This is a genomic window from Synechococcus sp. WH 7805, from assembly GCF_000153285.1.
GTDB lineage: Bacteria > Cyanobacteriota > Cyanobacteriia > PCC-6307 > Cyanobiaceae > Synechococcus_C.
The window spans coordinates 1,968,134-1,992,153 of sequence record NZ_CH724168.1 but is presented as its reverse complement, the minus strand read 5'-3'; the positions used below and the strand labels follow the sequence as shown (position 1 = coordinate 1,992,153).

23 protein-coding genes are annotated in these 24,020 nt (G+C 57.9%); 12 read left to right on the top strand and 11 right to left on the bottom strand.

Annotation, left to right across the window (positions count from 1 at the left end; translation table 11 throughout):
- On the bottom strand, nucleotides 1-927 hold the full coding sequence (gene gshB / locus WH7805_RS10035) for a glutathione synthase (RefSeq protein ID WP_006042967.1): 927 nt from the start codon (nucleotides 925-927) through the stop codon (nucleotides 1-3).
- Between the two features lie 23 nt (nucleotides 928-950).
- Nucleotides 951-1,205 carry a glutaredoxin 3 gene (grxC, locus tag WH7805_RS10030; protein WP_006042966.1) on the bottom strand — a complete coding sequence of 85 codons (255 nt, stop codon included), beginning with the start codon at nucleotides 1,203-1,205 and terminating at the stop codon, nucleotides 951-953.
- A gap of 376 nt (nucleotides 1,206-1,581) precedes the next feature.
- On the opposite strand from grxC, the gene prfB reads away from it, so the two are divergent.
- From prfB to WH7805_RS10005, 6 genes are all read left to right on the top strand, one after another.
- Nucleotides 1,582-2,710, top strand: a protein-coding gene (gene prfB, locus WH7805_RS10025; protein WP_156783672.1) for a peptide chain release factor 2 whose coding sequence is annotated in 2 segments (ribosomal slippage) — nucleotides 1,582-1,656 and nucleotides 1,658-2,710 — 1,128 coding nt in all. Because the reading frame shifts where the segments join, the coding sequence is not laid out codon by codon here.
- Between the two features lie 2 nt (nucleotides 2,711-2,712).
- Complete coding sequence (locus WH7805_RS13900; RefSeq protein ID WP_006042962.1) at nucleotides 2,713-2,886, top strand: DUF3285 domain-containing protein; 174 nt, start codon at nucleotides 2,713-2,715, stop codon at nucleotides 2,884-2,886.
- A complete protein-coding gene (gene ybeY / locus WH7805_RS10020; RefSeq protein ID WP_006042961.1) occupies nucleotides 2,883-3,485 on the top strand; it encodes an rRNA maturation RNase YbeY in 603 nt (200 codons plus the stop codon). Before WH7805_RS13900 ends, ybeY begins: the two co-directional genes overlap by 4 nt.
- A complete protein-coding gene (locus WH7805_RS10015; protein ID WP_006042960.1) occupies nucleotides 3,463-3,936 on the top strand; it encodes a diacylglycerol kinase family protein in 474 nt (157 codons plus the stop codon). The genes ybeY and WH7805_RS10015 overlap by 23 nt, the downstream gene beginning before the upstream one ends.
- Nucleotides 3,937-3,939: 3 nt before the next feature.
- On the top strand, nucleotides 3,940-4,548 hold the full coding sequence (locus WH7805_RS10010; protein WP_006042959.1) for an aminodeoxychorismate/anthranilate synthase component II: 609 nt from the start codon (nucleotides 3,940-3,942) through the stop codon (nucleotides 4,546-4,548).
- Nucleotides 4,549-4,574: 26 nt separating this feature from the next.
- On the top strand, nucleotides 4,575-5,318 hold the full coding sequence (locus tag WH7805_RS10005) for an MBL fold metallo-hydrolase (RefSeq protein ID WP_006042958.1): 744 nt from the start codon (nucleotides 4,575-4,577) through the stop codon (nucleotides 5,316-5,318).
- 7 nt (nucleotides 5,319-5,325) lie between these two features.
- Here WH7805_RS10005 and WH7805_RS10000 read toward each other — a convergent pair whose 3' ends face one another.
- The 5 genes from WH7805_RS10000 to WH7805_RS09980 form a co-directional block, all read right to left on the bottom strand.
- Nucleotides 5,326-7,467 (bottom strand): protein kinase, encoded by a 2,142-nt coding sequence (locus WH7805_RS10000; protein WP_006042957.1) that lies wholly within the window; start codon nucleotides 7,465-7,467, stop codon nucleotides 5,326-5,328.
- A complete protein-coding gene (locus WH7805_RS09995; protein ID WP_006042956.1) occupies nucleotides 7,464-8,369 on the bottom strand; it encodes a phosphate/phosphite/phosphonate ABC transporter substrate-binding protein in 906 nt (301 codons plus the stop codon). Before WH7805_RS09995 ends, WH7805_RS10000 begins: the two co-directional genes overlap by 4 nt.
- Nucleotides 8,369-9,307, bottom strand: coding sequence for a DUF3365 domain-containing protein (locus tag WH7805_RS09990; protein ID WP_006042955.1), 939 nt, complete (start codon nucleotides 9,305-9,307; stop codon nucleotides 8,369-8,371). The genes WH7805_RS09995 and WH7805_RS09990 overlap by 1 nt, the downstream gene beginning before the upstream one ends.
- A 66-nt stretch (nucleotides 9,308-9,373) precedes the next feature.
- Entirely contained in the window at nucleotides 9,374-10,492 is a 1,119-nt protein-coding gene (locus WH7805_RS09985) for a histidinol-phosphate transaminase (RefSeq protein ID WP_006042954.1), read from the bottom strand.
- A 15-nt stretch (nucleotides 10,493-10,507) separates the two neighbouring features.
- Nucleotides 10,508-11,980, bottom strand: a complete 1,473-nt coding sequence (locus WH7805_RS09980) for a peptide ligase PGM1-related protein (protein WP_006042953.1) — start codon at nucleotides 11,978-11,980, stop codon at nucleotides 10,508-10,510.
- A gap of 190 nt (nucleotides 11,981-12,170) precedes the next feature.
- Here WH7805_RS09980 and WH7805_RS09975 point away from each other — a divergent pair, with 190 nt between their 5' ends.
- The gene (locus WH7805_RS09975; protein ID WP_006042952.1) at nucleotides 12,171-13,547 is read left to right on the top strand and encodes a hypothetical protein; all 1,377 of its coding nucleotides are present in this window, start codon (nucleotides 12,171-12,173) and stop codon (nucleotides 13,545-13,547) included.
- Between the two features lie 117 nt (nucleotides 13,548-13,664).
- Here WH7805_RS09975 and WH7805_RS09970 read toward each other — a convergent pair whose 3' ends face one another.
- Nucleotides 13,665-15,170 (bottom strand): hypothetical protein, encoded by a 1,506-nt coding sequence (locus WH7805_RS09970; RefSeq protein ID WP_156783671.1) that lies wholly within the window; start codon nucleotides 15,168-15,170, stop codon nucleotides 13,665-13,667.
- A gap of 545 nt (nucleotides 15,171-15,715) precedes the next feature.
- Nucleotides 15,716-16,720 (bottom strand): calcium-binding protein, encoded by a 1,005-nt coding sequence (locus WH7805_RS09965; protein ID WP_006042950.1) that lies wholly within the window; start codon nucleotides 16,718-16,720, stop codon nucleotides 15,716-15,718.
- Nucleotides 16,721-16,907: 187 nt separating this feature from the next.
- Here WH7805_RS09965 and WH7805_RS09960 point away from each other — a divergent pair, with 187 nt between their 5' ends.
- The 4 genes from WH7805_RS09960 (at nucleotide 16,908) to WH7805_RS09945 (ending at nucleotide 20,592) form a co-directional block, all read left to right on the top strand.
- Nucleotides 16,908-18,587, top strand: a complete 1,680-nt coding sequence (locus tag WH7805_RS09960; RefSeq protein ID WP_006042949.1) for a protein adenylyltransferase SelO family protein — start codon at nucleotides 16,908-16,910, stop codon at nucleotides 18,585-18,587.
- An 8-nt stretch (nucleotides 18,588-18,595) separates the two neighbouring features.
- Nucleotides 18,596-19,474 (top strand): oxaloacetate decarboxylase, encoded by an 879-nt coding sequence (locus WH7805_RS09955; RefSeq protein ID WP_038005362.1) that lies wholly within the window; start codon nucleotides 18,596-18,598, stop codon nucleotides 19,472-19,474.
- Nucleotides 19,471-19,935, top strand: coding sequence for an ABC transporter substrate-binding protein (locus WH7805_RS09950; RefSeq protein ID WP_038004638.1), 465 nt, complete (start codon nucleotides 19,471-19,473; stop codon nucleotides 19,933-19,935). The genes WH7805_RS09955 and WH7805_RS09950 overlap by 4 nt, the downstream gene beginning before the upstream one ends.
- 93 nt (nucleotides 19,936-20,028) lie before the next feature.
- Complete coding sequence (locus WH7805_RS09945; RefSeq protein ID WP_156783670.1) at nucleotides 20,029-20,592, top strand: hypothetical protein; 564 nt, start codon at nucleotides 20,029-20,031, stop codon at nucleotides 20,590-20,592.
- A gap of 111 nt (nucleotides 20,593-20,703) precedes the next feature.
- On the opposite strand, the gene WH7805_RS09940 is transcribed toward WH7805_RS09945, so the two are convergent.
- Nucleotides 20,704-21,699, bottom strand: a complete 996-nt coding sequence (locus WH7805_RS09940; RefSeq protein WP_006042945.1) for an asparaginase — start codon at nucleotides 21,697-21,699, stop codon at nucleotides 20,704-20,706.
- A complete protein-coding gene (argS, locus tag WH7805_RS09935) occupies nucleotides 21,696-23,468 on the bottom strand; it encodes an arginine--tRNA ligase (protein ID WP_006042944.1) in 1,773 nt (590 codons plus the stop codon). Before argS ends, WH7805_RS09940 begins: the two co-directional genes overlap by 4 nt.
- A 119-nt stretch (nucleotides 23,469-23,587) precedes the next feature.
- Here argS and WH7805_RS09930 point away from each other — a divergent pair, with 119 nt between their 5' ends.
- A complete protein-coding gene (locus WH7805_RS09930) occupies nucleotides 23,588-24,019 on the top strand; it encodes a hypothetical protein (protein WP_006042942.1) in 432 nt (143 codons plus the stop codon).
- Nucleotide 24,020: the final 1 nt, after the last annotated feature.

Genomic DNA, 24,020 nt, shown 5'->3' with positions numbered 1-24,020 from the left:
TTAGCTACGCAGTTGCTGCAGCCGCTCAATCACCTGATCAGCAAGGGGTTGATCCATCAGCCGTTCCACTTCTCGAATGCCGGTTGGACTGGTGACGTTGATCTCACTGAGCATCCCACCGATCACATCGATGCCCACAAAAAACAAACCCTCGGCCCGCAGTGCCGGGGCTAGCGCGGCACAGATCTGACATTCCCGTTCACTGAGCACGGTGGGCTCCGGCTGACCTCCCACAGCCAGATTGCTGCGGAATTCACCGGCCGCAGGACGGCGATTGATCGCTCCCAACGGCTCACCATCCACCAGAAGAATGCGTTTGTCGCCCTCGGACACTGAGGCCAGAAAACGTTGCGCCATCACGGGAAGACGTTCCTGCTCAGTAACCAGCTCCAGCAAAGCGCCCAGCCCCGGCGCCTGCGATGACACCCGAATCACCCCCAGGCCAGCCCTGCCACCCAGAGGCTTGAGAACGATTTCCCCCTGCTCCTCCGCAAAAGCCTGCAGTTCTCCAACCCGGCCGGAGACCAGGGTGGGGGCCATCCAGCGACTGAATCGCAGGGCGCCCAGCTTTTCGTTCCAGCTGCGCAAGGAGGACGGTCTGTTGAGCACACACACCCCCGCACGCTCAGCCACATCCAGCAGATGGGTGGCATAGAGATAGGCCTCATCCACCGGCGGGTCCTTCCGCATCCAGATCACCTTGAAGGTGTTGAGGGGCAAGCGCTCACGGTCTCCGGCCCTCACCCAAGGATCGGGCTGGACCGGGGCAGCCATCGCCAGAGGCTCATCACCGAGGGCGATGAGATCAGCAGGGGTGCAAGCCCACACCTCCAAAGAGGCGCGGAAGGCCGCCTGCATCAGCGCCGCTGTGGAGTCCTTGGCGGGGTTGATCCGCTCCAGCGGATCCAGCACGAACAGATGGCGCATCACGAGATCAGTGAATCCGTTCCTCAGGAGAGCAGGGCATCGAGTGTCCCGGCCCTTTCAAGAGCGTGGAGTTCGTCGCATCCCCCGATGTGCTGATCTGCGATGAAGATCTGGGGAACACTGCGGCGGCCATTCCCACGCGCAGCCATGGCATCGCGGGCCGGCTCATCGCCGTCAACGGAGTACTCCGTGTAAGCAACGCCCTTGCGATCCAGCAGCTGCTTGGCACGGATACAAAACGGACAGGTGCGCCAGGTGTAGATCTCGACGCTCGGCATGGAGCATTCATCATGAACCCGAATCCTATGCAGAGCAGACCGCTTCGGAGCGATGGGAATCCATCCACCATCCGCCCGGCAGATCCGCAACGCTCTAAGGGGTGGGATTCGCAGGCCTCCTCGCCACGGGTCTCTTCGTGATTGCAGGCTCTGAAGCCTCGCTGAAGGCAGCGCGGACGAGAGTCTTGGGCACCCTGTTCGGTGGCCTCGTGGTGAAGCTATCGAACGGATGGCATCTGTTTGGATTGATGCTCGGATGCAGGACCTGCTGAACCAGAAGCCAGCCCAGCGTGCCCCGAAGTTGATCCCCTGTTCACTGCCGAGCAAGGGCGTTACTCACTGAGATAGGGTCTGAAAATATTGCCTCAGCGCACCTTTGCTCGATCTCACCGACTTCAAGCGCGACCTCTCCGAGCTCACTGACCGCCTGGGCCATGCCCAGGACTGTCTTTGACGTTCCTGCTTTAAACGCACGGCAGCAGGACCTCGAACAACTGGCTGCTCAGCCGGACTTCTGGGACGACCAACAGAACGCACAGAAGCAGATGCGGCGCCTCGATGAGGTGAAGGCGATGCTGCAACAGCTGGAGACTTGGCAGGGCGCGGTCTCCGACGCGCAGGCCACGCTTGAGCTCTACGACCTTGAACCCGACGAAGACATGTTGGGCGAAGCCCAAGGTGGCCTGAACCAGTTGCGCCGTGACCTAGATCGCTGGGAACTGGAACGCCTGCTCAGTGGTGAGTACGACAAAGAAGGAGCCGTGCTCTCCATCAATGCCGGTGCTGGAGGAACAGACGCCCAGGACTGGGCCCAGATGCTTCTGCGCATGTACACCCGCTGGGCTGAGGACCGCGGCATGAAAGTGACGGTGGACGAACTCAGTGAAGGAGAGGAAGCGGGCATCAAGAGCGCCACGATCGAAATCGAGGGTCGTTATGCCTACGGCTATCTACGCAATGAAAAAGGAACACACCGCCTGGTGCGTATCTCTCCGTTCAACGCGAACGACAAGCGGCAGACCAGCTTCGCCGGCGTGGAGGTGATGCCCAAGCTGGAGGAGGATGTCGACATCGATATCCCTGACAAGGATCTGGAGGTCACAACCTCACGATCCGGAGGTGCTGGCGGTCAGAACGTGAACAAGGTGGAAACCGCGGTTCGCATCCTGCACATCCCCACGGGCCTGGCGGTGCGTTGCACCCAGGAGCGTTCCCAGCTGCAAAACAAAGAGAAGGCCATGGCCCTTCTCAAGGCCAAACTTCTGGTGATCGCCCAGGAGCAGCGAGCTGCTGAAATCGCCGATATCCGCGGCGACATCGTGGAAGCGGCCTGGGGCAACCAGATCAGAAATTATGTGTTTCACCCGTATCAGATGGTGAAGGATCTGCGTACCCAGGAGGAAACCAATGATGTTCAAGGCGTGATGGATGGCGACCTGGAGCCCTTTATCCAGGCCTTGCTGCGCCAAGGTGTCGACAGCCCCGGCCAGGAGGAGGACAGCTGACCATGCCCGAGAAGGAAGGACCCACCACCCCACCGCCGAGTTTCGTCAAACAGGCGATGCGCAACATGGTGCGCAAAGGCAGCAAAAGCCTGTTCCACTTCGGACTCACCGCCACTGGCTTCATTGGATTCATCCTTGTGGTGGCCTGGCTGGGTCGCCCAACCCTTCCGCAATGAGCGCACGACGGCGCGATCCGGTCGTTCTCGACCTGGCCTTTACAGGTGCTGACGACGCCCAGATCAACACATTGGGAATGTTGGCCTCAACCGGACGGCTGCAGAACCCGGAGCCCTGGCAAAGCGACCTCTGCCGTTGGCTTGAGGCGCTCAAGCAGAGCTGGGAGCAACCAACAGCACCCCAACTGAGGGACTGTTTGGACGTCAGCCTGGGCCTGCAATTGACAGGCGATCGAGAGATTGCTGAGCTCAATGGCCGTTGGCGTGGCCTGCCTCAGGCAACGGATGTGTTGTCGTTTGCAGCACTTGAGTCGGAGATGCCGCTCCAGCAGGCGACAACCCTGGAGCTCGGGGACATTGTCGTCTCCGTGCCGACGGCAGCGCGCCAAGCGATCGAGCAGGGACACAGCCTGGAGAGGGAGCTGCAATGGCTCGTCAGTCACGGGCTGTTGCATCTCCTCGGCTGGGATCACCCCGATGAGACAACTTTGAACGCAATGATTGCCTGTCAAGAGCGCCTGCTTGCCATGGCCGTTAATGTTCAATCCCATGGTGAGATCAACTGTGAAACAGCAGATGAAATCACTGCTGAACCCTGAAGACGGAGCGCCGTTGTCCGAGGAGATCAGCCAGCGCAGCACCAAGCAAGCCCATCGAGCCGCCCAAAGAGGCGCTTGGCGGATTGCTGGCGACCTACCGGCCAGCTTCCGCTATGCCGCCCAGGGCCTGGCGTATGGGTTTGTCAGCCAGAGGAATTTCCGCATCCATGTGAGCATCGGTTCGGTGGTCTTCGGCCTGGGGCTCTGGCTTCAACTGCCTGCCATTCAGCTCGCCGTGCTGGTGCTCACCGTGGCCGCTGTCCTGGTGCTCGAGCTGCTCAACACCGCCATTGAATCGGTGGTGGATCTAGCCATCGGCCGCCGCTTCCATCCCTTGGCTCGGATCGCCAAGGACTGCGCTGCGGCTGCGGTACTGGTGGCGGCCCTCAGCTCGCTGCTGATCGCCCTGCTGCTCGTACTACCTCCTCTGATCTTTCGTCTCAGCCTTTGAACGATGCTCCTTGTCATCGATAACTACGACAGCTTCACCTACAACCTGGTGCAGTACTTCGGTGAGCTGGCGGCCCAGCATCCCCTGGCCTCCGAGTTGCGGGTGGAGCGTAATGACGCCCTCACCATTGAGGAGATCAGTGCACTCAAGCCCGATGCCATTCTTCTGTCTCCTGGGCCTGGGGATCCCGATCAGGCCGGGGTGTGCCTGGATGTGCTCAAGCAGTTGTCTCCTCAGATCCCAACCCTGGGCGTGTGCCTGGGGCATCAAGCCCTGGCTCAGGCCTATGGCGGCCGGATCATCCGTGCCTCTGAACTGATGCATGGCAAGACATCCCCTGTGCATCACCGCGGAGAGGGGGTGTTTGCAGGCCTGCCTCAACCACTCACCGCCACCCGTTACCACAGTCTGATCGCGGAACGCAGCAGCCTGCCTGAATGCCTCGAGGTCACCGCTGAACTGGCGGACGGCACCGTAATGGGACTGCGCCACCGCGACCACCACCATTTGCAAGGGGTTCAGTTCCACCCTGAAAGTGTGCTCACCGAAGCCGGCCACAACCTGTTGGCCAACTTCCTGCAGCAAGCGGAAAGTCGCTTACAGCACTGCTAGCTTCCAAAGCCCTCCGGTATGCCCCCATGACCGATCTCCTGCACAGACGGAGTGCCGGCAGCATGGCTGCGGCACTAACGGCGACTGCTCTACTGACCTCAGTCTCCGTCCCTGCCGCCCAGGCCGCAGGAGTGACCATCACCAGCTATGGCCACAGCGCCCTGCTGATCCGCGGTGGTGGACGTTCCGTTCTGGTGAATCCTTTCAAGGCCGTTGGCTGTGCCAAAGGATTGCGGGAACCGCGCGTGAACGCCACCGTGACACTCGCCAGCTCTGAGCTGCCTGACGAAGGGGCCCGGGTCGGGGGTGGTACTTATCTGGTGAAGCCTGGCTCCTATCGAGTCGGCGGGCTGAACCTCGAGGGCTTCTCAGCCCCCCACGACCGTGTCGGAGGCAGGCGCTTCGGCAATGCCACGCTCTGGCGTTGGCAACAGGGTGGCCTGAGCTTCGCCCATCTCGGAGGAACCGCGGCCCCCTTGAGCGGCGAAGACAAAGTGCTTCTTGGTCGCCCCGATGTGTTGATCATCGGCGTGGGCGGCGGCGGCAAGGTTTACGACGGCGTGGAAGCCGCCGATGTGGTGAGGCAGCTGAATCCACGGAGGGTGATTCCCGTGCAATACGTCAGCGGCGATGCGCCCCAGGGCTGTGATCAAAGTGGCGTGCAGCCCTTCCTCGATGCCATGGGAGGAACGAAGGTTCAACGGGTGGGGACGACGCTGTCCCTGCCTGGCTCCCTCGGAGACGACACCGTGATCGATGTGATGCGCTGATCCTGGATCAGGCCTCTTTCGATGCTGCCATTCCCTGACGGTTGCGGAAGGTGTCCACAAGATCAGAGGCGACCCCAAGGCGAACCATCACGTCCACGATGGCCTGGGGTTGTTTTGACACCGGCAGCACCGCGACCTCCTGCATCACCATGGTCGCCACAGGGCCGATCAGTTCGGCGAGATCGCTGCTGAGTTGCGCAGGATCCGTTGTGTGCATGGAACAGGGATCTCCCTGAGTCAGCGGCTGAGAGGCTGAAGGGGGCTCCGCTGACCATGAATCATCCGGGCGATGATCAGTGCCTGAGGCACCACTATTCAGCAGGGCATCAACCACCGGCGTGGGCACAGAGGCTTTGTCCAGTTGTGCGCGAAACGCTGCGGGATCCAATTCAGCCAGACGCGGGAGCTCATCAGTCCAGATGAAATCGGCGATGGGCCCGATGCGTTCCCGCAACTCAGCGAGCAGTGGATGGGCTGCCTTCCCACCATCACCTTCTGAGGGTGACTCAGGAACGACCATCCGCGTTGTTGAGGAGTGGGCTGGACTGGCTTGGCCCGCGGGAACGGGAGGCTGCACCACCGCTTGACGCAGTGCCGCATCAACATCACCGGCCGCCATCCCCGCAGCAATCAGCCGCTCACGCAAGGCACTCAGTTGCGGGGGCTCCACCGTGGTGGGCGCTGTCTCCAGCAGAAGATCCACCATCGGCCCATAGGTCACCACCAGGTGGCGCTGAAGTTCGGCCTTGCTGACCGAGTTCAAGACAGGCAGATCAGAACGACGGATCTCTGCAGCCGCCGGCATGGATGAGGCCACAGCCGTGGGTTGGTCAAGAAGCTGCAAAGCATCAGCAGCCGACTGAAGCCGACGGGCTGGCTGATCTTCCAGAAGCGGCGCTAGCCAGCGCACCACTTCAGAGTCCAGTCCCTCCAATCGCCAGCAGGCCTGGATCTCGTCGTAAAGATCTTTGGGACTCCCTCCTGTGAACAACAACAGAGCTGTCACGCCAAGGGCATAGAGATCCGCAGAGGGAGTGAGTCGTCCGAAACGAGCGCGTTCGGGTGCAGAAAAATAAGGGCGGCCCAGCTCCGAAACACTGGCTTCGAGCCGACGGTCGGTCTGCCGCAGTCTGGCTTCTGTACGAGCTCTCAACAGCGAGAAGTCCACCAGGAAAGGAGGGCAGCCGCTGTCTGAAGGAATCAGATTGGCCGGATGAATATCACCGTGCATCAAGCCCGCGGCATGCAGCGTCTCAAGCATCTGCAACACCTGACGCAGCAATTCTGCAAGTCTCTGTTTTTTTCTCAGGAGGTCAAGAGAACCATGGAGAGACGGACCAGAAATGTATTCCTGGATAAAACAAAAACGTCCATCACGTGCATAGGCATCAAGAACTCTTGGGATCCGAGGGTGACGCAGACGATCGAGGCTCGCCGCCTCAACCCTCAAAGCTTCTTCAAGACTGGCGTCTGTGGGAATCAACTTCAACACCGCCTGACGATCACGCTGTTTCTCTTTCAGAAGCAGTGTCTGTGGTTGACGTGATCGACTGAGGGAGCGCACAACGGTATACGGAGTGTCGTCTAACAGAAGGGACAGATCATCGCGATCATCCTGTTCCTGGCGACCGAAACGCAGCAAATCATCGGCACCTAAGCAATACAGTTCCATTCGCTCAGGCAACCCTTTGAGTTCAACAGTCCCGATGGATCGGGCCAACGGTCTGAAGCGCGAGTCAATCAACTCATAGGTTGAACGGGTGAAGGCCACGCCATTGGCGGGGCTGACAGTTTGCAGCCTGGAGGCCAGATGCACACCCTGACCAAGGATGTCATCGCCATCGGCATAAATTTCACCGGTATGCAGACCAAAGCGATGGGCCAGGGGTTGACGGCCTTGGCTGTGCAGGGATTGCAGCGCAGACTGGATGAACTCAAGCGCATGCGTCGGTCCATCGAAGGTGACCAGAAGTCCATCACCCAGCGACTTCACAAGGGCCCCACCATGACTCTGAAGAGCATCACGGATCAGAGCAAGATCCTCCTTGATGCGTTGAATTGCAATCAATTCATCCGCGAAGATTTTCACAGACGAATCAACCACGTCACTGAAGACAATGGCGCGCAGATGGCGAGCGTGCGTTGTCATAGAGGCCCCTCGCCAGGCATTGAGCGTGATGGGGTTCCATACACGACATAGGGCTGACCAGCCTGGGGAAGACTCCAACCCTCCACCTTGGACACAATCGCTCTCAGCTCCTGGAGCATCAGAAGATCAGGGATCACGCCCGTCGCGTAGCCAAGCGAAGAAGGAAGCTGGGTCACATTGTCATCAAGCTTTTGCACAAAAGGTTTGTAATCCTGGGCGAGAAGCGGCTGACTGAGAGCCAGCGCACCCAGAGGAATCGCATGGGTGTCTTCATGAATGACCCGAATCTCGTTGCCCTGCGTTGGAAGTGCGCCATCCCAGGCAATGACGTCAAACTCTCCGTTTTGCAGACCCTGCATCAGGTCTTGGTACGTGAGTTCATACCCCACCTGCGACAACGTCAGACCATGAAGATTGAACAGAGGGAGATAAAACCCAGTGAGGGAACCACGAGGCAGCAGCCCCAGGCGTGTCCCGCGAAGATCGGCTCGGGTCTTGAAGCGACTGTCTGCGCGAACAATCAATTGCGACTTTGCGTTCTGACGACGACCCAACTGACGAACAAGACTGAACTGCCCCTCTTGCTCGAGCGCAACAGCAGTCAGCCCCGGAGGAAGAAAAGCAAGATCCCACTCACTGTTCCTGAGACGGAGTCGAGCTTGCTCAGGGCTGAGAACAGGCTCCAAGAGGACATCACAACGACTGGATGCCATCAGAAGCTCCCGCAGCTTGAACTGCTCCTGCTCCGCCAGGATGACGCCTGCGGAACCACGCCGACCTTCCGCCGAACCCACCAAGCCGACGCGCAGACGACCAGTGGGACCGCAGAGCGCCTGCTCACCCGATGGTCCACCCGCGCAGGCGCCGAGAGCAAGAGAGAGAACGATCAGAAGACGCCTCATCAAGCCTTGCCCTGGCGATCCTTGAGCATCTGCATGGAGATCGCCAAGCTCTGCTTCATACGTTCAAAACTGCGCGCCAGCAAGCCGATTTCATCCCGACGTTCCCTCTCCTCGAAATTGACCGTCGCGGGAGTAACACTGGCTTCGTCGGCCTTGCGGCTGATGTCGCGCATCGGGCGAAGGATCAGCCTGTCAAGCACGGCATTCACAATCACACCCACCACACTGAAGGCAACAACAAGCAGTGCGGCCGTGAACAGCAGGGAGCGATCCTTCGCCATGAACACCGCTTCTTGCGGCACCGTGACAATCTGCGTTCCAACAATTTCATTCAGTTTCCATCCGAAGCCGCCGGTGTCTCCATAAGCAAGAAGCTGACTTGCGGGTGCTCGATCAGGTGTGGAATGACAGATGAGACAACTCTCTTTTCCGACCTTGATGGGCTGGGCCACAAAATGAACCGTTCCCAGTGGCGTGGATTTTTCACCCGATTGAATCTTGAGGGATGGATCACGCCGGAACGCCTCGATCACACCCGTTTCAAATGAATCCGCCTTGTCCCTTAAATTTGTTGGATTAATGGCAGCCTCACGGTATGAATATTCGCGGAATTCAGGCTTATCTTTGAGCAGTCCAGCTACCGTCTGAGCAGAGTAACTGGGAACAGCCTCCGGCCGAAATAGGCCAGCACCTTGATTAAGAGGGGCAAGAATGGGATTCACCTTCCTGCTGGTGTACTCCCTCACCGACAACATTGCGTCCATGAAAAAGGCCGCACGTTGATCAATCAACTGGCGAGCCTGCCAACCGAACAAAATGTTCAGCAATAAAATCGAAACAAGAATCGACAGCGAAAGAATTCCTGCAAGAGTGATCGCCAGCTGCTGTCGCAGAGGCCGCTGCCCAGATCCGAAGAACAGCTTCTTCACTGCTGGCATGACGGCCTCGCAATCCCTCGGACTGTCACAACCTAGTGATGACGAATAACTGCTGCCAACGCAAACCTAACCAGATTTCGAAACAAAGCTAAAAACTTCCCAGAACCGCTGCATCTGCTGCAAGGTGCCAATACTCACACGCAGGGACCCATCAATCTGGGGCTTCCCGGCCATGGAACGAACCAGGATCCCCTCCGCTCGAAGCGCTTGCTCCACCTCATCAGCAGGCCGCTGCGGCCACACCAACAGGTAATTACCCCCGTCACAGTGAAAAACAACACGCGAGCGTGTCATTTCAGTCCCGATCCAGTTACGCGCGCGTAGCACTTCCTCAACGTACTGATTGGTATAGGCCTGGTCCTCCAGGGCCGCAAACGCCGCCGCCGCCGCCAGGCTGTTCACGTCATAGGGTCCGGTGACGCGGCCAACCCTGTCGACAACTCCTGGGTGGCCAATGGCAAAGCCCAGGCGCAATCCAGCCAGACCCGCTGTCTTGGCGAGGGACCGCAGCACCAACACATTGGCCTGTGTCTGGAAATCGACGACTGGCAGCACGCTGTCTCCCGTGAACGCTTCATAGAGCTCGTCCACCACCACCAGCGTGTCTGGGGCAGACGCTGCGAGCGCCAGCACCTGATCCGCTGCAAGACGGGTCCCTGTTGGGTTGTTGGGATTGCAAAGCATCAGGATCTTGGGCCGTCTGCTCAGAGCGGAACGAATCGCTTCCAGAGGGAAGAAGAAGCCGGGCATTGCGTGGTGCACCGCCTCGATCACCATCCCCTGCATGCCGGCGCAGGGTGCGTAGTACCCGAAGGTTGGACTGGTGGTGAGCAGGGTGTCGCCTGGAGCCCCATAGGCGTGAATCACGGCATGGATTGCCGCATCCACGCCGTTGAACACCCCCACCTGCTCAGGAGCCAGGGGATGCCGCAGGCCCTCCTTCGACGCCTTCAGATTGGCGATCAACGCCTCGCGCAGTCCGTCGTATTCCGGATACACCGCGATGAGTTCCTCGGGGAAGGCTCGAATCGCAGCCACCACCTTCGGACTGGGGCCAACGGTGTTTTCGTTGAAATCCAGACGCAGCAGACCACGACGCCCCTCCAGGGGAGCGCTGTACCCCTTGAGGCGTTCCACCTCAGCTCGGGCGGCAGGGGGAGGAAACGGTGGAGTGAATCCGGTCATGGCCTCGACAACGCGTCACATCTCCAGCAGCCGGGCCCGCGTGCGGGCATCCACCTCCCGAGCCTCCGCCAGGGTGGTGCCGATGCAGGTCATTCCCAGCTTGCCGTGTTCTGAAAGACAACCGAGAAGATGAAACACGCTTCCGCTCTCCTTGAGGGCGTCGTAATGCAAACCGGCCTCCGCCACGGCATCGATCAGATCCATCGGCAGCAGGCCACGGAGTTGGGGATGCATGAAGTTGTCTGTGGCCAGGTAGTGCAGCTCACTGCCCTGGGGAGACAGGAAGGCACCGGTGGAAGCATCCATGTGGCCATTGCTGAGAAAGCGCAGCACCTGATGGGGATGGGTGGTGCCGCCTTTGCGGAGGTTGACCTCAATGGCCTGGAGATCCCAACGATCACCGAAACGCCGGGCCAGCCCATCCACCGAGAAATGATCCAACGCCCCCAGCTCAGCCAGAGCCTCGCCAACCGCCTGCCCCCAGCGCTGCAGCTCGAGCCGATAGGCCGGATCGGCCGGGAACTGACAACCGAGATACACCTGGCCGGACGCACCGCCGAGGTGCTGCTCATGGGTGGAGAGCACCTCCACGCAGCCGCCGGGAAGGATCACACCCTGCACGCTGGGGGAGGAGATCGCCTCACCACCCTCCAGCCATTCCTCCACCAGTGCCCCCTGATCCTGCAGCTGGCTGCGCCATCCAGCCGCAGGCATGGGCAAGGTCTCCAGAGCCAGCCTGAGGCGGTCACGGCGCTCCTGCGGTGAACAGGCCTGAAGCTGCAGCGGCTCCAGCTCGAGCCGGGCATTGCCCTCGCCACTGAACCCCTGATTGAGCTTCACCACCGCCCGGCGCAACCCCGGCTTGCGCTCCAGCAGATCCAGGCTGGCGTCAAGCAGACCGTCGAAGCTAAACACCAACTCTGATCCATCCGGATGGGGGAGCCCACAGCGACGGAACAGGGCGCGACCGCCAGCCTTATGGCCCCAGCTGGACAGCTGGGGGTCACAGCCCATCAAGGGAAGCTGCAAGGCCTCCGATAAGCGGCATTCGAGATCGCCAACGTTGTAACAACTCAGGTAACTGCGCCCCGGCCGCAGGCTGTCGCGGATGCGTTTCAGCAGCCGTGGTCGCTCCAGCAACTTGGCAGCCAAAGGCCTTGAACTGGCGTCATCGGTGTCGAACAGCTGAAGGCGCTGACGGGCATGGGAGATCGGCACCCCTTGCAGCAACTCGAGAACGGAATCCACCACCAGATCAGGCAGCAGCTTGCTGGTGACAAACACCATGCGCGCCCGCGGCTGCCGCAACCGGATGAGCTCGAACAACTGGCGTTCCTCGTAGTGGTGCGCTCCCTCAACAAGCGCCATCTGCTCCTGGCTCATATTGAGAGACGGCATCACCAGCACGTCCCAGGGGTCACTCCCTGGTCCCACCAGAGCGATGTCTGGTTGCAGCTGGCGCTGCAGATCCTGGAAGGAAAGCCTCAAAACCTCAATCTTGAATTCAGCGACAAGCCAGGCGCTACGACCGACTTAAAGCCAGTCTGCAGGAGCAGACCCGGTAGACCAGATCAAAACAAGGTTTGCTCGTGCTCAGGAGGGAAGTCAGCAAACCGTGCTTGTTCAGACAAAAACAAACCGCCAAAGCATTCACCGTTGAATCCGAGGCATTGATTCAATGAAGGCAGCAAATCATCAGCCCTGGAGAACGCAACCAGGCTTTTTACGGCCAGGTCAATCAAGCATTGAATCAATCCAAACACTCATTGGGGATTTTCTGCATGATCGCGACTCCCCCCACTTACTCAACGGAGTCGAATACCCAATTCAAGACGACGACATTCAGGAGGGCTGGGGCAAACAATCCCCTCTCGAAAAAGTTGTAAAAACAAACAAAGACCTGAGATCTCTCCTGGAAAATAATGACCTTTTACGCCATAGCCTCTGCATTCTTGAGCCAGCTGATCACGTTGGCCATAACAGTTGCGGTGAAACCGTTAGAGCATCCCTAAATGTTGCATGCCTTGCGCAAGGGATCGCCGATTGTGACTCGATTCTCTTCCCACTCTGGGACAGCCCAGAGATCGACCGGTCCCTGCTCTTGCAAGCCCTAAGTCGCTGCATGGCCGTAGTCGTCGAAGGCGGCCACCCGACGGTCCGCGAAGCAGACACATTCAAGGCCTGCCAATGGAGCCTGCAGGACCTGCAGAACTTATGCGAGGAACTCATCATTTCCCGACAAAGCCGCACACCTCCGGTTGTGTTTATCTGCCTTGGCCATCAACTCGCAGCGCAAGCCCACATTCATCTGATCCAAAAAGCGACAAGGGACATTCTCAACTGCTGCGAGTCAACCCTGAAGGAAAATATTCACACGCTCAAAGGGCTTCTTGATACCTGCAAAGAAATCGAATCCATTGGTAGAAACCTCAAAATTATTAAGGGCGGCAAGGATGAAATCGCCCACGGATGGGATGACCCCCAGTTCGCCGTAGGAGTTAACGAAATACCAGAAGCTGGCCACTGCGAACTGGTTCACTACGACCACAACAAACAACATCCAAGCCACCGCTTCAGCGAACTAATCCTTACCCATGCCGTATCAAGCGAGGAATACGATGGAATCATCGAACACTCCATCAGCTACGAGAAAAACTTAAACATTGTGATGTTTCACACTGATGAAGTCAACGAAGAGGCTATTTTGTTTGCCAATTGGGCCTACAGAAAACTTCACCACGCCCTTGTACCTTCGAGAAAACTGGTGGCGATTTCACCACTGGCATGGCTACTTAAGTTACCAAGTTCAGTGGAAATCCTCTGCTCAACAACAGTGCAGGGAAAACTCTGTACCGAGGTTGCAGCAACATGCATCAGTTACATGGACTTTGAAACAAAAAACATTCGGCGCTCATTTTCGTGCCAATTCCACCCGGAACTCCTCGACGACTTAAGAGAGTTCAGCAGAAGCGGCATTCCCGCATATTCAGAACTCAAAAAAGACGACGGGATACGCCTTTTAATGCGCATTCTTTACGAGGCCATCAAAGATTAGCGACAAGAAGCAATCAGAATAAGCTCAGCCCAATACCTAACCGATGCGCAAAACCAACTGAACTCATAAAAAACCGGCCCCGAAGGGCCGGAAAAGCAGACAACGTAATTCAATTCTTCAAACGAATGTGATCTCTCCAGCAGAGGCCGCTGCTGCAAAGCTTGTCTGCTGATCACCTTCTCCGAAGAATTCAAACCCAACCACATTCATAACAGGGCTTGGCTCAAGGGAATCGAGCGTTATCTGAAAGACCCCGCGCTGCCCCTCAACATTCTCAATCCTGTAAGTACCAGAGCTAAAAGTCAACGCATCCAAACCACTACCACCAATAAAGGTACCGCTACCAAAACCTCTTAGGACATCATCTCCTCTGCCCAAATCAACCGTACCGCCACCACCCCATCCATCCTTGAGGGCATCAAACACATCGTTGCCACCGCCACCATCAATAACGCCATCATTGAAGATTCCAAAGGCCTCTCTTTTGGCATTGGAGGCAGTACCAGTGATTGCATCATTACCAGATCCAGTTTTTATGGTGCTGGTGCTGTCGTTGAAGATGCCAAAGGCAAAGCGACGCGCTTCTGCATTGCCTGTGATGGTGTCATCGCCAGCACCAGCAATCAAAGCGCCGTTGTTGAAGTTAAGGATTCCATAGGCAACGCGACGACCTTCAGCGTCGCCAATGATCATGTCCCCACCAGCCCGTGTCTTCAAGGTGCCACGAGCGATCTCTACCCCAGAGGCCGCGCCATCAACAGTGGTGCCCTTGCCTTGGATAATGTCAGCTCCTAACCCAGTATCCAAGGTGCTTCGGACGATCTCGATACCAGCGGCAGGACCGACGGCCGTGGTGGCTTGGCCGTCAAAGGTATCGATGCCGAAACCTGTATTGAGGGTGCCACGGAAAACTTCGATACCAGCAACGGCGCCATCACCTGAAATGGCTTTTCCTGCAATTGTGTCATTACCTAAGCCTGTATCAAGAGCACCCCTAAAGATATCGATACCAGCAGCCGCTCCAACGGCCGTGCTGGCTCTCCCTTGAACAGTGTCATTACCAAAGCCTGTGTCAAGGGTGCCGTCGAGGGTGACTTCAACGCCAGAGACTGCGCCGTCGCCAGTGGTGGCCCTACCTTTGATTGAATCAATGCCCAATCCTGTATTCAGCGTGCCGTTGACGATCTCGATACCAGCAGCAGCCCCCTCGCCAGTTGTGGATTTACCTTCAATCGTGTCTCTGCCGGACCCTGTATCAAGGGAGCTACTGACGATCTCGATACCAGCAGCAGCCCCGAGGTTCGTGGTGGCCGTGCCTTGAATATTGTCGTCACCCAAACCGGCTTGCAAAGTGCCGCCGAGGATAATCTCGATACCAGTGACTGCGCCTTCTGCAGTGGTGCCCTTGCCTTGAATGGTGTCACGGCCATTGCCTGCATCTAGAGCCCCACTGGAAATAAAGATTCCAGCAGCATCGCCGTCGCCAGATGCTGCCAGACCTTCAACAATGTCACCACCACTCAAAGCATCAACGCCTACGCCAGACGAAATAATCCAGCCATCAAAAGAAATTCTTACGTCTTCCCGATTAGTGAAGGAGGGCTCATTAGTCAGAAAAGCCATTTTGGAAATTTTAAATCTAATTCTGCTCTAGTCAATTAAATTTTACTGGTCAACCCGCCCATTTCAATTTGAGCAAACCATCACCAAAGCACAACGTTTTGTTTCCTCAACCACCAATTCCCCTCAAAAGAATACAAGAAATTTCCAATCCATTGCCGCTTCTGACAAGCAAAACGGCAATGCCAATCAAAGAGCAATTCCTCAGGAAATCAGATTTCCTCCCCACCCTTAAAAGCAATCAATAACAGAGTTTTGGATTTCGAAGCCAAATCCATTTGACGCTCTTTCTCCTGCCAGTTTCACCCTGAACTTCTCGACGAACTGAGAGAATTCAGCAAAATCGGCATTCCAAACCATGCAGAACTCAAGATCGATAACGGTGTTCGCATGCTCATGCGCATTCTCTATGAAGCTATCAAAGAGTGATCAACCCGGGCATCCAAGAACAACCCAGAAGCAGGTGGGATTCCAACGTTGCCCAGGCCAACAAAAAACCGGCCCCGAAGGGCCGGAAAAATTATTCAATCGTTGAGCCCTAAGGTCTTTTAGATAAAAGTAATTTGACCGGCAGCAACAGCACTCGCAAATGACGTCTGCTGATCACCTTCCCCGAAAAATTCAAATTCAGTGACAGTCATGACCGGACTATTTTGAAGAGAGGAAAGTGTTATTTCAAAGCGATCCAACTGGCTTCCCACTCTTGCAATGTTGTAAGTGCCAGCGTTGAAAACAAGTGTATCGAATCCGACACCGCCATCAAAGGTGCCGCTGCCAAAACCTCTAACAGTGTCATTGCCACTGCCAAGATCAGCACGACCGTTGCCACCCCAACCACCTGTTAACGCATCAAACACATCATCGCCTGCGCCGCCATCGATCACACCATTGTTGAAGATACCGACAGCTGCACCAGTGTCACTTGAAGCAACACCAGTAACGGTGTCATCACCATCTCCAGTATCAATGGTGCTATTCCTCAAGTTGTTGATACCAAAGGCATTGCCGCTGCGACTTCTTGCCTTGCCTACAACACTGTCATTGCCAAGTCCGGTATCGATTTTCGTTTCGGCATTACTGCCATTCAGCGAGATGCCATAGGCATCACCACTCCTACTTTTTCCATTGCCTGTAATCCTGTCATTAGCAAGACCAGAATCGATCTTGCCGCCATTGATCTCAATACCATAAGCAATTCCAGTCCTACTGTTACCTCGCCCGATCACTTTGTCGTTATCAGCTCCGGAATCAATCGCACTATCACCGATCTCATTCCCATTGATCAGGGTTTTTCCAAAAATATCAATGCCAGTAGCCACACCATTTTTCGCGCGAGCAATGCCCTTAACAGTGTCATTCCCAAACTCTGTATCCAAAACGCTGCCAAAAATCTCAATCCCAATGCCGCTGCTGTTGGAGCTCAGACGCTGTCTACCTTCAATGAAATCATTACCAGCCTCCGCACTAATGTTTCTCAGGATCCGCCATCCATTCGAGGATCTTCTTTGGTCGGCTTGATTAGTGAAGGGGGGATTGTTGGCGAGAATCGCCATTCAAAAAAATGATTGTTCGGTATCCATTGTAACAACTATCCCCGTGAGCAGCTTTTGCCCGCTGAAGCCGCTGATCCGTACTGATACCTAAGGATGCACTGCCCCGAAACAGCCCTTCAAGCGTTGTCTCGATCCAATGAACGGTGATCGCAAAAGTTCATAGCATCGGAGAATCGCCGTTGCCTTCATGCCCACAACAGCAAACAGCTTTGAGGAGTTCAGGCAGCGGGTCGACTATTCCTTGTTAGAGCAGCTGAAGGCGGATCCACAGGCAACGACAGACGGAGTCGATTTGCGACCTCGGCAGGTGACATCGGGTCACTACGTGCCAGTGAGGCCGACACCGCTCCCCGATCCCGCCTACGTCGCCCACAGTTCTGTCCTGTTCGATGAGCTTGGGCTGAGTGAGGCGTTGGTTCATGACGACGCCTTTCAGAGAATGTTCTCTGGAGACCTGTCAGCAAGCACCGATCCCATGCATCCCTGGGGCTGGGCTACCGGCTATGCCCTGTCGATCTATGGCACCGAATACATCCAGCAGTGTCCGTTTGGAACCGGCAACGGCTATGGCGACGGGCGGGCCATCTCCGTCTTTGAGGGAGTGTTCAAAAACCAGCGCTGGGAGATGCAACTCAAGGGCGGCGGGCCGACGCCCTACTGCCGCGGTGCGGATGGACGCGCTGTTCTGCGCTCCAGTGTGCGCGAATTCCTGGCACAAGAGTTCATGCATGCCCTCGGCGTGCCCACCTCCCGCTCACTGAGCCTTTACGTCTCCCAATCGGAAACGGTTGCCAGACCCTGGTACTCGGAGAACTCACGCTCCTTCGATCCAGACATAATGGTGCAAAACGCAGCCGCGATCTGCACGCGCGTAGCCCCCTCCTTCTTGCGGGTCGGACAGATCGAGCTGTTCGCACGCCGGGCTCGCAACGACGCCCACCCCGAAGCACGCCAGGAGCTGCAGCTGATCGTGCAGCACCTGATCGAGAGGAACTACAGGCCCGCAATTGATCCAGCCGAGCCATTCCACAAACAGGTCATCGCGCTCGCCCACCTCTTCCGAGAACGGCTCACATCACTAGTGGCCCACTGGATGCGCGTCGGCTACTGCCAGGGCAACTTCAACAGCGACAACTGTGCCGCCGGCGGTTACACCCTCGACTACGGACCCTTCGGTTTCTGCGAACTGTTCGATCCCCGCTTCCAACCCTGGACCGGTGGTGGGACCCACTTCTGTTTCTTCAACCAGCCCGTGGCCGCGGAAACAAACTTCAAAATGTTCTGGTCATCTCTGCGCACGCTGCTGGATGGCGATCGACAAGCCCAGGAGGAGCTCGATGCACTCCATGACGGCTTTGCTGCAGTGATGCAGCAGAAGATGGAGGCGATGTGGGCCAGCAAAATCGGATTGCCGGCCTACGACGACACCCTGGTGACGGAACTGTTGCAGCTGCTGGCAACAACCGGAGCTGACTACTGCAAGGCCTTCCGCCTTCTGTCGACGCTGCCCAGAGCTGTCTCCGAGCTGACTCCGAGCTTCTACCAGCCCTGCCCGGACGAGCTCGCCGGCCGATGGCAGGGCTGGCTGGGTCACTGGCGCAGCAGCCTGGAAGCCCAAGGCAATCTCAGCGAGACGTCGGCAGCGATGCAGCAGGTGAATCCCGCCATCACCTGGCGCGAGTGGCTGGTCGCGCCGGCCTACCAGCGAGCGGAGCTCGGAGACATGAGCCTCATCCATGAGCTGCAGCAGGTGTTCAGCAACCCCTACGACGACCCATCAGACGCCGTTCTGTCGACATACGGCCAGCTGCGACCGCGTGAGCTGTTCAATGCCGGTGGAATTTCTCACTACAGCTGCTCCTCATGACCGCTGCCATGCCCCCACAACCCGGTGCGGCCGATCGCCTACGAGCTCTACTCCGCCAAAACACCTGCCACGTCATGCCCTGCTGCTTTGATGCCCTGTCAGCACGTCTGGTGGAGCAAGCCGGCTGTCCGCTCACCTTTATGAGCGGGTTCTCCGTGGCTGCCGCCCGCGCCGGACTGCCCGACACCGGTCTTCTGACGGTGACGGAGATGCTCGATCAAGGACGCTCGATCTGCGATGCCGTGTCGATCCCGGTGATTGGTGACGGCGACACAGGCCATGGCAATGCCGCCAACGTGCAACGCACCATGCACCAGTTCGCCAAAGCTGGGTTCGGCGGAATCATGCTGGAAGACCAGGTAGCCCCGAAGCGTTGCGGGCACACTGGCGTGAAGGAAGTGGTCGATCGCGACACTGCGATCGCGAGGATCCATGCAGCGGTGGAGGCCCGCAATCAGGGAGCCGATCTGGTGATCGTGGCGCGGACGGATGCCCGCTCCGCCATGGATGAAAGCCAAGGCGAGACAGGGGCCCTCGAGGAAGCACTCTGGCGTCTGAAAGCCTTCGCTCAACTCGGCGCCGATGTGCTGTTTCTTGAGGCCCCCCGCAGCGAGCAGGAAATGCTCAGGTTTTGCCAGGAGGTGCCCGGTCTGCACATGGCCAACATGCTCGAAGGAGGCATCACGCCGCTTCTGAAACCCGATCGGCTGGGTGCCATGGGCTTTGATCTGGTGGCCTACCCCCTCACCCTGCTGTCAACGGCAGCCTTCGCGATGCGAAAAGCACTGGCTGACCTCAAAGCTGGCAACACTCCTGAGACGATGCTCAGCTTTCAGGAACTGAAAGCACTGGTTGGATTTGAAGCCGACAACGCCATGGGGGGATGAAATCAACAGCAAACGGTATGCATCGGAATCAGCTACTGCAGAGACTGTTCACCGGCGTGGGACTGGTGCTAGGGCTCGCAGCCACTGTTTCAACAGGAGCCCTCAAAGCAGAGGGGTTAACGACTGATTCATCTGAGCATCTTCTGGTTGGGACAGTTGACAACTATCTGCCCTGCTCTGACGAAGCGAACAACAACTACGAAGGTTTATCCATTGATGTCTGGCGTCGTGTCGCCGAGAACATCAACAGGCCATACACCATTGTCTCGCTGCCCACCTTCAGCCAAGCGGTCGATGCCGCAGCCTTTGGCTCAGTTGACCTGATCGCCTCCTGCCACAAAATCACACCCGAGCGACTCGAGCTCGTTGAATTCTCTGTCCCCTACACCCGCGACAGCCTCGGCATGCTGAGCCGAAAAATTAATTCCCTGAAAATCGGGATTGGCACACAGCTCCTTTAAGACACAATCATCAAAACGTCGCTGATTACCCTGCTTGTCATCAGTGAAATGTCGGCTCTAGGCGTTGCTTCTCTGGAGAAAAATTTTGATGGGATGAGTGGATTCAGCGGCAAACCGTCGACCCGCTTCACCAAGGCCTGGATCATGCTTCTGCTCAGCAGCGGAGTCGACAAACTCCTGCACCAAAATCAACGTGCTCATGCCCTGATCGTGCTTGCGAGCGGGATCCGAATTCTGTTTCTTTCCATTCTCGTTGGCACGACCGCTGCGTTGATTTTTGAAGACCGCAAACCGATGAACGCCAACAATATCAACAAATCGTATTTGAATAAAATTTTATCGGAAGGTGTCGCCGTCAACGCAGGCACAAAAATGCATGATTGGTTGTTAAATCAGGTAGAAATCCACAATCTCGATCAAGCAAGCCACAGCGGCATTGTCGCCACCGAACGCAAAGGAGCACTGTCCGAAGCGCTCGACTCCGGACTTGCAAATCACACCGTTTCTGATGTTTCGGTTCTAACGCAGATCCTTCAAAACGTGGACGAACCCGACAACTATTGGATCTCCCTCGAGATGCCAAACAAAACCCCACAAGCCTTCATCTTTGGAGCCAATCTCGATCCGACAACGAAACAAGCCATCAACATTGCATGATCAAGACTGAACTATGAAGGCGACACAGCCAGGCTGGAAGCAAGCTGGCAAAAAACGTCCACCAATCCATCAACTCGGTAGCCGCAATATCTCGAGCCTGAATCGCAGATCTCAAACAACCATGAGTCGAGAAGCCAGCGTGTTCCGGTCATCCCCGTTGATCAGCGCCAGCAGTAGCAGCACCCGCGCTTTCTGGGGACTGAGATCACCCGCTGGCAGCAGACCAAGCCGCGCGTGATCCTCACAGCGGTGCACAGGCCCCATCCCGCAACGGTTCGCACGAAGCATGAGAGGCCGAGGACCCTGCCATTGCGCAAGCGCGTTCCGTTCGACTGCTGACAATTGCCCAGCGCCGGTCCCGGTAAACACCAGGCCCTCCACCCCAGCCGACAGCAACGCTGGAATCAACGCTTCAGACGGTTGCACGCATCCGTGCAGGATCACCACCTGAGGCCAGATCGTCGGAAGCGACAGACCAGCAAAAGGAACCGACGCGCTCCGTTCCACTCCAGACAGATGAACACCGAAATCATCGACCCAACCCAGGGGGCCTCGTGTTGCACTGTGAAAAGCACCGACTCCCTGCGTGGCGCGTTTCGCAACATCACGGGCACTGTGGATCTGGCCATCCATCACCACCATCACGCCGCGACCGCGAGAATCAGCACTGCAGGCCACCTGCACGGCCTGGTAGAGGTTGAGGGGGCCATCGGCACTGAGAGCGGACGCAGGCCGCATCGCTCCCACCAAAACCACCGGCCGGGGATCATCAATAAGAAGCTGCAGCAACCAGGCGGTTTCTTCAAGCGTGTTGGTGCCATGGGTGATCACCACGCCAACCAAACCTGGATCCTCAGCCAGGATCTGCCTCAGACGACTCACCAGATCGCGCCAGTGGTTGAAGCCAAGGTCAGCGCTGTCGACATTGGTGATCTGCTCCACCTGGATCTCGGCGAGCCGATTCAACTGAGGCAGAGTTGTCAACAACGCCTCAGCACCGATCACCCCCGCGGCGTAACGATTCAGCTGGGTGGACTCAGGAGCCGTACCGGCGATGGTGCCACCGGTGCCGAGCAGCAGAAGGCGTGGGATGCTGGGCCCAGTCACATCCGTTCCAGGCTGGGAATCCCCAGCAAGCCGAGGCCTGCTTTGAGCGTGTCGGCAGTGAGCCTGCAAAGCGCCAGCCTTGAGGGGAGAGCCTCTGACTCGGCCTTGAGCACCGGCACCTGGTCATAGAAGCGGTTGAACACCTGGCTGAGCTCGAACAGGTAGCTGCAGAGGCGGTTGGGCAAGAGCTCTTCCTCCACCTCGGCAATCACCACATCGAACTTGAGCAGCTCCCGCACCAGGGCCCACTCCTGGGGCTCGCTGAACTGCAGCTGTGCCGTCGACACCTCCAGGTCACCCCCCTTGCGAGCAATCCCGGCGATGCGCACCACGGCATACAGGAGATAGGGCGCCGTATTGCCCTGCAACGCCAGCATCCGATCGAAGGAGAACTGGTAATTCGTGATTCGGTTCTGACTGAGGTCGGCGTATTTCACGGCCGCCAAACCGACGGTGGCGGCAACGTGGTGAATGAACTCCTCCGACTCGCTGCGCTCCTCCGCCTTCAGACGTGAGCGCAGGTCGGCTTCGGCCCGCTCCACGGCTTCATCGAGCAGATCCCGCAGACGCACCGTGTCACCGGAGCGGGTCTTGAGCTTCTTGCCGTCCTCTCCCTGCACCAGACCAAAGGGCACGTGCTCGAGGCGAGCGCCGTCAGGAATCCAGCCGGCCCGTGTGGCCACCTGGAACACCCCAGCGAAGTGATTCGCCTGGCCGGCATCGGTCACATAGATCACCCGGCGAGCGCCGTCACCATCGGGAACCGCTCCAAAGCGGTAGCGAATCGCCGCCAGATCGGTGGTGGCGTAGTTGAAGCCTCCATCACTCTTGCGCACGATCACTGGCAGGGGATTGCCGTCCTTGCCCTGCACACCTTCGAGGAACACACACTCCGCACCGTCGTCGGTGACCAACAGCTCAGCGTCCTTCAGCCCATCAATCACCGCCGGCAGGAAAGGGTTGTAAAACGATTCACCGCGTTCGCTGAGGCGAATATCGAGCCGGTCGTAGATCTTCTGGAACTCGCGCCGCGACTGATCGCAGAGCAGGCCCCAGGCCTTGAGCGACACCGGATCGCCACCCTGCAGCTTCACCACCTCCTCACGGGAGGTGAACTGGAAGGCTTCATCCTCATCGAAACGCTTCTTGGCCTCGCGGTAGAAGGCCACCAGATCACCGAGATCCACCGCATCGGCAGTCTCCAAAGCTTCCGGCGCCACCTGCTTGAGGTGGGTGATCAACATGCCGAACTGGGTGCCCCAATCGCCCACGTGATTGAGGCGCAGCACCGGATGGCCGCGGAACTCCAGCACCCTCGCCAGAGAATCGCCAATGATCGTGGAGCGCAGGTGCCCCACATGCATCTCCTTGGCGATGTTGGGGCTGGAAAAATCCACCACCACCGGTGCCTCGTTCACCACCGCCGGCACCCCCAACCGTTCGTCCCCAAGCCGAGCCGACACCTCGGCCGCCAGCCGCTCAGGGCGAATCGTGAGGTTGATAAAACCTGGGCCAGCGATCTGAGGCTCTAAACACAGGTCCGTGAAGGCGGGATCCGCCTGCAGCTGCTCCACAATCGCCGTGGCGATCTGCCGTGGGGCCTGCTTCAAGGGCTTGGCCAGGGGGAGGGCACCGTTGGCCTGAAAATCGCCGAACTCCGGCTTGCTGGCGGCGACCAGCTGGGGATCCAGCCCCGCATCCGCTTCAGGGAGGGCCCGCTGCATCGCATCGCGCAACTGGGTTTCAAGGGCCTGGGCGATGCGCAGCATGGAAGAAGCAGAAGGCTTGGCAGGCACCGATCATCCCGCGGCACTGTCAACCGCTGAATGACCACTGAGGCAAGAGCCTGTCTCCACAGCTAGAGCGAGGCAACGTTCACAGTTCCGCGATGGCGTCACCAGCGATTCCTTACTGGCGCGTCTGGGTGGATGCCGACGGCATCAGTCGGCAGGCACGGCATGCCCTGGAGGGCCATCAATTCACCCCTTTTGCTGAGGGTGCTGCTCCCCTTTGGTCAGCCCGCCATAGCAAGGAAACGACCACTCTCATCACCCTGGTACTGCCGGCGGGAAGCGTCTACGACTGGCACGAAAATCCCAAACCCCAATGGATCGTTCCCCTCCAGGGCTCCTGGGCCGTTGAAACCATGGACGGACAGACCGTGACGATGGGTGCCGGTGAGCTGTCCTTTGGAGGGGACCAGGGGACGCGCGCGGGTCGTGGTCACCGCTCATGGACGGTCGGTCCGGAGGACGCTGTGCTGCTGCTGCTTCAGGTGGACACCAGCCCGCCTTGGGCGCCCCTCTGCAACGAGGACTAAG

Excerpts from the sequence above, each read along its gene's own strand:
- gshB (WP_006042967.1), bottom strand. The coding sequence starts at position 927 with ATGCGCCATCTGTTCGTGCTGGATCCGCTGGAGCGGATCAACCCCGCC.
- grxC (WP_006042966.1), bottom strand. The coding sequence starts at position 1,205 with ATGCCGAGCGTCGAGATCTACACCTGGCGCACCTGTCCGTTTTGTATC.
- WH7805_RS13900 (WP_006042962.1), top strand. The coding sequence starts at position 2,713 with ATGCCCGAGAAGGAAGGACCCACCACCCCACCGCCGAGTTTCGTCAAA.
- ybeY (WP_006042961.1), top strand. The coding sequence starts at position 2,883 with ATGAGCGCACGACGGCGCGATCCGGTCGTTCTCGACCTGGCCTTTACA.
- WH7805_RS10015 (WP_006042960.1), top strand. The coding sequence starts at position 3,463 with ATGAAATCACTGCTGAACCCTGAAGACGGAGCGCCGTTGTCCGAGGAG.
- WH7805_RS10010 (WP_006042959.1), top strand. The coding sequence starts at position 3,940 with ATGCTCCTTGTCATCGATAACTACGACAGCTTCACCTACAACCTGGTG.
- WH7805_RS10005 (WP_006042958.1), top strand. The coding sequence starts at position 4,575 with ATGACCGATCTCCTGCACAGACGGAGTGCCGGCAGCATGGCTGCGGCA.
- WH7805_RS10000 (WP_006042957.1), bottom strand. The coding sequence starts at position 7,467 with ATGACAACGCACGCTCGCCATCTGCGCGCCATTGTCTTCAGTGACGTG.
- WH7805_RS09995 (WP_006042956.1), bottom strand. The coding sequence starts at position 8,369 with ATGAGGCGTCTTCTGATCGTTCTCTCTCTTGCTCTCGGCGCCTGCGCG.
- WH7805_RS09990 (WP_006042955.1), bottom strand. The coding sequence starts at position 9,307 with ATGCCAGCAGTGAAGAAGCTGTTCTTCGGATCTGGGCAGCGGCCTCTG.
- WH7805_RS09985 (WP_006042954.1), bottom strand. The coding sequence starts at position 10,492 with ATGACCGGATTCACTCCACCGTTTCCTCCCCCTGCCGCCCGAGCTGAG.
- WH7805_RS09975 (WP_006042952.1), top strand. The coding sequence starts at position 12,171 with ATGAAGGCAGCAAATCATCAGCCCTGGAGAACGCAACCAGGCTTTTTA.
- WH7805_RS09970 (WP_156783671.1), bottom strand. The coding sequence starts at position 15,170 with ATGGCTTTTCTGACTAATGAGCCCTCCTTCACTAATCGGGAAGACGTA.
- WH7805_RS09965 (WP_006042950.1), bottom strand. The coding sequence starts at position 16,720 with ATGGCGATTCTCGCCAACAATCCCCCCTTCACTAATCAAGCCGACCAA.
- WH7805_RS09960 (WP_006042949.1), top strand. The coding sequence starts at position 16,908 with ATGCCCACAACAGCAAACAGCTTTGAGGAGTTCAGGCAGCGGGTCGAC.
- WH7805_RS09955 (WP_038005362.1), top strand. The coding sequence starts at position 18,596 with ATGCCCCCACAACCCGGTGCGGCCGATCGCCTACGAGCTCTACTCCGC.
- WH7805_RS09950 (WP_038004638.1), top strand. The coding sequence starts at position 19,471 with ATGAAATCAACAGCAAACGGTATGCATCGGAATCAGCTACTGCAGAGA.
- WH7805_RS09945 (WP_156783670.1), top strand. The coding sequence starts at position 20,029 with ATGAGTGGATTCAGCGGCAAACCGTCGACCCGCTTCACCAAGGCCTGG.
- argS (WP_006042944.1), bottom strand. The coding sequence starts at position 23,468 with ATGCTGCGCATCGCCCAGGCCCTTGAAACCCAGTTGCGCGATGCGATG.
- WH7805_RS09930 (WP_006042942.1), top strand. The coding sequence starts at position 23,588 with ATGGCGTCACCAGCGATTCCTTACTGGCGCGTCTGGGTGGATGCCGAC.